This is a genomic window from Sphingopyxis sp. (genome assembly GCF_025869345.1).
GTDB lineage: Bacteria > Pseudomonadota > Alphaproteobacteria > Sphingomonadales > Sphingomonadaceae > Sphingopyxis.
In genome coordinates this window covers 24,119-31,039 of record NZ_JAOZVW010000128.1, presented here as the reverse complement: position 1 = coordinate 31,039, position 6,921 = coordinate 24,119, and the positions used below count along the sequence as shown (strand labels likewise).

The 6,921-nt window shown below is 69.2% G+C and carries 4 protein-coding genes; 3 read left to right on the top strand and 1 reads right to left on the bottom strand.

The window, feature by feature from the left end; genetic code table 11:
* Positions 1-97 precede the first annotated feature (97 nt).
* Both OJI97_RS13770 and OJI97_RS13765 read left to right on the top strand, forming a co-directional pair.
* On the top strand, positions 98-3,280 hold the full coding sequence (locus OJI97_RS13770) for an efflux RND transporter permease subunit (protein WP_297664359.1): 3,183 nt from the start codon (positions 98-100) through the stop codon (positions 3,278-3,280).
* A 10-nt stretch (positions 3,281-3,290) separates the two neighbouring features.
* Positions 3,291-4,694: an efflux transporter outer membrane subunit gene (locus OJI97_RS13765; protein ID WP_297664357.1), complete on the top strand. Its 1,404-nt coding sequence runs from the start codon at positions 3,291-3,293 to the stop codon at positions 4,692-4,694.
* Positions 4,695-4,705: 11 nt separating this feature from the next.
* On the opposite strand, the gene OJI97_RS13760 is transcribed toward OJI97_RS13765, so the two are convergent.
* Positions 4,706-5,575 (bottom strand): LysR substrate-binding domain-containing protein, encoded by an 870-nt coding sequence (locus OJI97_RS13760; protein WP_297664356.1) that lies wholly within the window; start codon positions 5,573-5,575, stop codon positions 4,706-4,708.
* 254 nt (positions 5,576-5,829) lie between these two features.
* Between OJI97_RS13760 and OJI97_RS13755 the strand changes: the two genes are divergently transcribed.
* Complete coding sequence (locus OJI97_RS13755) at positions 5,830-6,918, top strand: putative sulfate exporter family transporter (RefSeq protein ID WP_297664355.1); 1,089 nt, start codon at positions 5,830-5,832, stop codon at positions 6,916-6,918.
* The last annotated feature ends 3 nt before the right edge of the window (positions 6,919-6,921 follow it).

The window sequence follows — 6,921 nt, the reverse complement described above, 5'->3', positions numbered from 1 at the left end:
CTGCGACTAGGCAGCAAGCTGCCAAGTCTCGCTGCCCTCCCCTGAAGGGGAGGGAGAATCATTTTCTTCAACGATCCTCCAGTCCGGGGAGCCTCCCATGCGTCTTTCGCGCTTCTTCATCGTGCGTCCGATCTTCGCCGCGGTCATCGCGGTGATCATCACCCTCGTCGGCGCGATCGCTTACTGGTCGCTGCCCGTCTCGCAATATCCCGACATTGTCCCGCCGACGGTCACGGTCACCGCCAATTACCCCGGTGCGTCGGCCGAGACCGTCGCCGAGACGGTGGCGACGCCGATCGAGCAGGAGATCAACGGCGTCGACAACATGCTCTATCAGTCGAGCCAGTCGACCGGCGACGGCAATGTGACGATTACCGTGACCTTCAAGATCGGCACCGACCTCGACGCCGCGCAGGTGCTGGTGCAGAACCGCGTCGCGATCGCGGTGCCGCGCCTGCCCGAAGCGGTGCAGCGGCTCGGCGTCGTGACGCGCAAGACCTCGCCCGATTTTCTGATGGTCGTGAACCTCGTCTCGCCCGACAAGTCGCTCGATCGTTCCTACCTGTCCAACTATGCGCTGACCCAGCTCAAGGACCGGCTCAGCCGCATCGACGGGGTCGGCGATGTCCGCCTGTTCGGCGCGCGCGACTATGCGATGCGCGTCTGGATCGACCCGACGCGCGCCGCGGCGCTCAACCTGACTGCGGGCGAGATCGTACAGGCATTGCGCGCGCAGAATGTGCAGGTAGCAGCGGGCTCGCTGGGCCAGCCGCCCTATGCGAACGGCAACGCCTATCAGCTCAATGTCGAGACGCAGGGCCGCCTTGCCGACCCGCAGCAGTTCGCCGACGTCGTGATCCGCACCGACGCCGACGGGCGGCAGGTGCGCGTCGCCGACGTCGCGCGCGTCGAACTCGGCGCGTCGGATTACAACAGCAATACCTATCTGTCGGGCGATCCGACGGTGATCCTCGCGGCGTTCCAGCGCCCCGGATCGAACGCGCTCGAAGCCGCGAAGGCGATCGAGACCGAGATGGCGGCGGCGTCGAAGAGCTTCCCCAAGGGCCTCGAATATCGCGTCATCTATAATCCCACCAAATTCATCGAGCAGTCGATCGATGCGGTGAAGGACACGTTGCTCGAAGCGATGGTCCTCGTGGTGATCGTCATCCTGGTGTTCCTGCAGAAATGGCGCGCCGCGGTGATCCCGATCGTCGCCATTCCCATTTCGCTCGTCGGCACCTTCGCGGTGCTCGCGGGGCTCGGCTACAGCCTCAACAGCCTGTCGCTCTTCGGGCTCGTGCTCGCGATCGGCATCGTCGTCGACGACGCGATCGTCGTGGTCGAGAATGTCGAGCGCAATTTGGAACGCGGGCTGTCGGCGCTGAAAGCGGCGCAAACCTCGATGGACGAGGTATCGGGTGCGCTCGTCGCGATCGTCCTCGTGCTCTGCGCGGTGTTCGTCCCCACGTTGTTCCTCACCGGCCTGTCGGGCGCCTTCTACCAACAGTTCGCGGTGACGATCTCGACCGCGACGATCATCTCGCTGATCGTCTCGCTCACCCTGTCGCCCGCGCTTGCCGCGATCCTGCTGAAGCCGCACGCCGCGCCCGACAGGCCCTCGCGCCTCCGCGAACTGGCGAGCCGAGCGGGCGACGCCTTCAACGACGCGTTCGAGCGGATGAGCAGCGCCTATGCCTCGCTCACCGCCCGGCTCGTCCGGCGGCCGAAGCGGATGATGCTGACCTATGGCGGGCTGATCGCGGCGACGATGGGACTGTTCTGGGCGACGCCGACCGGCTTCATCCCGGCGCAGGATCAGGGATACTTCCTTGCTGTCGTCCAACTGCCGCCCGGCGCCTCGGTCGAGCGCACCGACGCCGCGCTGCGCAAGGTCGCCGCGCGCATCCTGCCGAACAAGGGCATCCTCGGCTCGGTGATGCTCGCGGGCTTCGACGGCCCGTCGCAGACGCTCGCCCCGAACGCCGCCGCGGCTTACTTTCCGCTCAAGAGCTTCGAGGAGCGCAAGAAGCTCGGCGTCAGCTTCGACGAGATCATGGACGAAGCGCGCGCCGACGTCGCCGACATCACCGAAGCGCGCGTGATCGTGATCCCGCCGCCGCTGATCCAGGGCATCGGCTCGGCGGGCGGTTACCGGCTGATGGTGCAGGACCGCGGCGGCCACGGATACCAGAAGCTCGCCGAGGAATCGGGCAAGCTGATCGGGAAAGCGAACGAGACAGCGGGCCTGGCGCAGGTCTTCACCTTCTTCGATACCGGGTCCCCGCGCGTCTATGCCGACATCGACCGCGCCAAGGCGAACCTCCTCGGCGTGCCGCCCGAGCGCGTGTTCGAGACGCTGCAGGTCTATCTGGGGTCGGCCTTCGTCAACGACTTCAACCTGCTTGGGCGCACCTATCGCGTCACCGCGCAGGCCGCGGCGCCCTTCCGCCAGTCGGTCGCCGACATCGCCAACCTCCAGACCCGGTCGAACAGCGGCGAGATGGTGCCGATCGGATCGGTCGCGACCTTCCGCGACAAGACCGGCCCATACCGCGTCGTCCGCTACAACCTCTACCCCGCGGTCGAGGTCGATGGCGACACCGCGCCGGGTTATTCGTCGGGCGCGTCGCTGACGACGATGGAGAAGCTGGCCACCGACACGCTGCCGCAGGGCTATGGCACCGAGTGGACCGGCATCGCCTTTCAGCAGAAGGCGGCGGGCAGCACGGCGGCGCTCGTCTTCGCGCTGGCGGTGGTGTTCGTCTTCCTCGTGCTGGCGGCGCAGTATGAGAGCCTGACGCTGCCGCTGTCGATCATCCTGATCGTGCCGATGTGTCTGTTCGCGGCGATGGTCGGCGTCAACCTGCGCGGCATGGACAATAATGTCCTGACGCAGATCGGGCTCGTCGTCCTCATCGCGCTCGCGGCGAAGAATGCGATCCTGATCGTCGAGTTCGCACGCCAAGCCGAGGAACAGGATGGGCTGTCGCCGGCCGAGGCGGCGGTGCGCGCCGCGCGCGATCGCCTGCGTCCGATCCTGATGACCAGCTTCGCTTTCATCCTCGGCGCGGTGCCGCTGCTGATCGCGAGCGGCGCGGGGGCGGAACTCCGCCAGGCGCTCGGCACCGCCGTCTTCTTCGGGATGATCGGGGTCACCGCCTTCGGCCTGCTCTTTACCCCCACCTTCTATGTCGTCTGCCGCGCGCTCGGCGACCGTATCGCAGCGCTGCGCCGCCGCGGCGGTTCGCACGAAGCGATGCCGCAGCCGGCCGAATAAGGAGAAAGCCATGCGTAATCTTCTGATCGCAACCGTATCCGCGCTGACGCTTGCCGCGTGCGCGGCCGGGCCGGACTACGCCCGCCCCGCTCCCCCTGCGGCGTCGTCCGGCCCCTTCCTCTCGACCAGGGCGGGGGTGACGAGCACCGCCCCCGCGGATGCCGAATGGTGGCGGCTCTACAAGGACCCCGTGCTCGACGGGCTCGTCACCGACGCGCTCGCCGCGAATACCGACATCCGCGTGGCCGCCGCGCGGATCGCCAAGGCGCGCGCGTCCTTGCGCGAAGTGCGCGGCGACCGGCTACCCTCGACGAACCTGAGCGCTGGCGCAACCTATGGCCGCGCCAGCGAGGGGCAGGTGCCGCCGGGGGCCGATCGCACCGGCTGGCAGGTCGATGCCGGCCTCTCCGTCGGTTACGAGGTCGACCTGTTCGGCCGCGTCTCGCGCGGGGTCGAGGCCGCGCGCGGCGATGTCGCCGCCGCCGAAGCCGATGCCGACGCGGTGCGCGTCACCGTCGCCGCCGAAACCGCGCGCGCCTATGCCGATGCCGCGTCGGCCGCCGAGCGGCTGGGCGTCGCGACGCGCATCGTCGCCTTGCTCGACCAGTCGGTCGCGCTCACCGCGCGCCGCGCCGAGGTCGGGCTGACCACCAGGCTCGATACCGCGCGCATCGCGGCGCTGCGCGATCAGCGCCGCGCCGACATCCCGGCGATCGCCGCCGAGCGGGACGCCGCGCTGTTCCGCCTCGCGACGCTGACCGGCCGCACGCCCGCCGATCTGCCGCCGGTCGCCGCCGCGCGCACGACGACGCTGCGGCTCGACCAGCCGATCCCGGTCGGCGACGGTGCCGCGCTGCTCGCGCGCCGTCCCGACGTTGCTGCCGCCGAGCGCCGTCTTGCGGCATCGACCGCGCGCATCGGCGTCGCGACCGCCGACCTCTACCCGAAGATCACGCTTGGCGGCTCGGTCGGCCAGACGAGCGGCGGCCTCGGCGACCTGTTCGGCGGCGGGCCTTTGCGCTGGCTGCTCGGCCCGCTAATCAACTGGAATTTCCTCAACCAGGAAGGCGCGCGGGCGCGGATCGCGGGGGCCGAGGCCGACACGCAGGCGTCGCTCGCCCAGTTCGACGGCACGGTACTGCGCGCGCTCGAGGAGACCGAAACCGCGCTTTCCGCCTATGCGCACCAGCTCGACCGGCGGACGGCCCTGCAGGCGGCGCGCGATCAGGCCGCGACGGCGGTGAAGATCACGCGCGCGCAGCAGCGCGAAGGCGCGATCGACGGTCTCGCCGCGCTCGATGCCGAACGCAGCTTCGCCGAAACCGAAGCCTCGCTTGCGCTCGCCGACGCGCGCATCGCCGACGCGCAGGTCGATCTGTTCCGGGCGCTCGGCGGGCGGTGGACGAAGAGCTGAGCCGGTTGCCTTTATCCGCGCTCGATCATCGCGAGCAGGGCATCGCCGGCCTTGCCGCGATAGCGCTCCTTGTGGCGCAGGCCATAGAAGGGGCGCGGTTCGAGGTCGAAGGCGGTGCGCTGGATTCGTCCGGCGCGCAGCAACGGCTCGACGACCAGCGTCGAGATAAGCGTATGACCCGCCCCCGCGCTGACCGCCGAGCGAACCGCTTCGTTCGACGGCAGGGTCAGAATCACGTCGAGGTCGGCAAGCGTCAGGCCAAGCGGGGCAAGCGCGGCTTCGAAAGTCGAGCGGGTGCCCGACCCTTCCTCGCGCAGCACCCAGGGGACTGAAACCAGCCAGTCCCGGTCGGCGGCGCCCGGCGCGGTTTCGGCACCGACCAGCGCCAGATCGTCGTGGCCGACCGTCCAGCGCGCGAGCGCCGGGTCGTCGATCAGGCCCTCGACAAAGCCCAGCTCGGCGCTGCCTTCGCGCACCTGATCCGCTGCCTGTTCGCTGTTGCCGATCGACAGGGTGACCGCGATCCCGGGATAGCGCCGGCGAAACCGCGCGAGAAACGAGGGCAGCCAATAGCCGGCAATCGTCTGGCTGGCGACGAGCGTCAGCGTGCCGCGTTCCAGCCCGCCGAACTCGGCCAGCGTGCGCTCGGCGCTCGCGGCGCGGCCGAGCACCGCGCGCGCCTCGACCAGGAACACACGGCCCGCGTCGGTCAGTTCGATCCGCCGCCCGATGCGATGGAACAGCGGGACATTGTGCCGCTCCTCCAGCGTCTTGATCGCCGCGCTGACCGCCGACTGGGTGATGTTGAGCGCCTCCGCCGCGCGCGTCATATGCTCGCGTTCGGCGACGCCGACGAAGATGCGGAGCTGTTCGAGCGTCATGGAGTTGGTGCCGTCAGCGGGTCGCGCATGATCGTCTCCTTCGCGCCCGGAATGCGCCGCGCCATTCAATCTGTCCAAGCGAATATATCGGTTGTTTCAACAATTGAAATCGATTGATCGGCGCGGGCGCGATCGACAAGCGCAGCCGATCGAAACGAGCAGGAACTTGCGTTGGAAGCGGCCGGAAAGGCGGCCGATACGGAAGGCATCGGGGGCGGCCCGCCGGCTGCTCCGCCGTTCAGAAAGAAGCCGCCATGGCGACCGTTCCCCTTCCGACCACCGCGATCCGCAAGCCCCGCACCGCCGCGGCCGAACGGATAGGTCCCGGGCTGGCGCTCTGCCTGGGCGTCACCGGCCTCGCTTTCGCGCTGGCGGGTATCGAACAGCGATTGTTCGGTGAGGTCTGGCTGGAAGCGCTGGTGCTCGCGATCCTGATCGGCACCGCGATTCGCACCGCCTGGACGCCGCCCGTGCGCTGGCTGCCGGGGATCGACTTCAGCGCCAAATTGCTGCTCGAAATCGCCGTGGTCCTGCTCGGCGCGTCGGTCAGCGCGGCGACGATCCTCGCCGCCGGCCCGGCGCTGCTGATCGGTATCGCCGCCACCGTCTTCCTCGCCATCGGCGCGAGTTTCGCGATTGGGCGGCTGCTTGGCCTGCCCAGGCGGATGGCGACGCTGATCGCGTGCGGCAATTCGATCTGCGGCAATTCGGCGATCGCGGCGGTCGCTCCGGTGATCGGCGCCGACAGCGACGACGTCGCGGCGGCGATCGCCTTCACCGCGGTGCTCGGTGTCGGGGTCGTGGTGGGTTTGCCGCTGCTCGGCGCGGGACTGCATCTCAGCGGCCTTCAATATGGGGCGTTCGCCGGGCTCACCGTCTATGCCGTCCCCCAGGTCATCGCCGCCGCGGCCCCGATGGGCGCGACGGCGATCCAGATGGGCACGCTGGTCAAGCTGGTCCGCGTGCTGATGCTCGGCCCGGTCTGCGTGATCCTCTCGATCCTCGCCCCGCGGCTTTGCGCGGACGGCCCCGACGCCGGCGCGCCGGTGTCCCGCCCGCAATCGGCCCGCCCGCCGATCCATCATCTGGTGCCGTGGTTCATTCTCGGCTTTCTCGGCATGATCGCCGCGCGATCGTTCGGGCTGATCCCGCACGCAGCCCTGGCGCCGATCGCCGGCGCCGCGACGCTGCTGACGGTGGTATCGATGGCCGCGCTCGGCCTTGGCGTCGATGTCCGCACCGTCGCCAGGGCGGGCGGGCGCGTGACGGCGGCGGTGGTCCTGTCGCTGCTGGTGCTCGGCGCGATCAGCTTTGCGCTGGTCACGATGCTCCATCTCGGCTGAGCG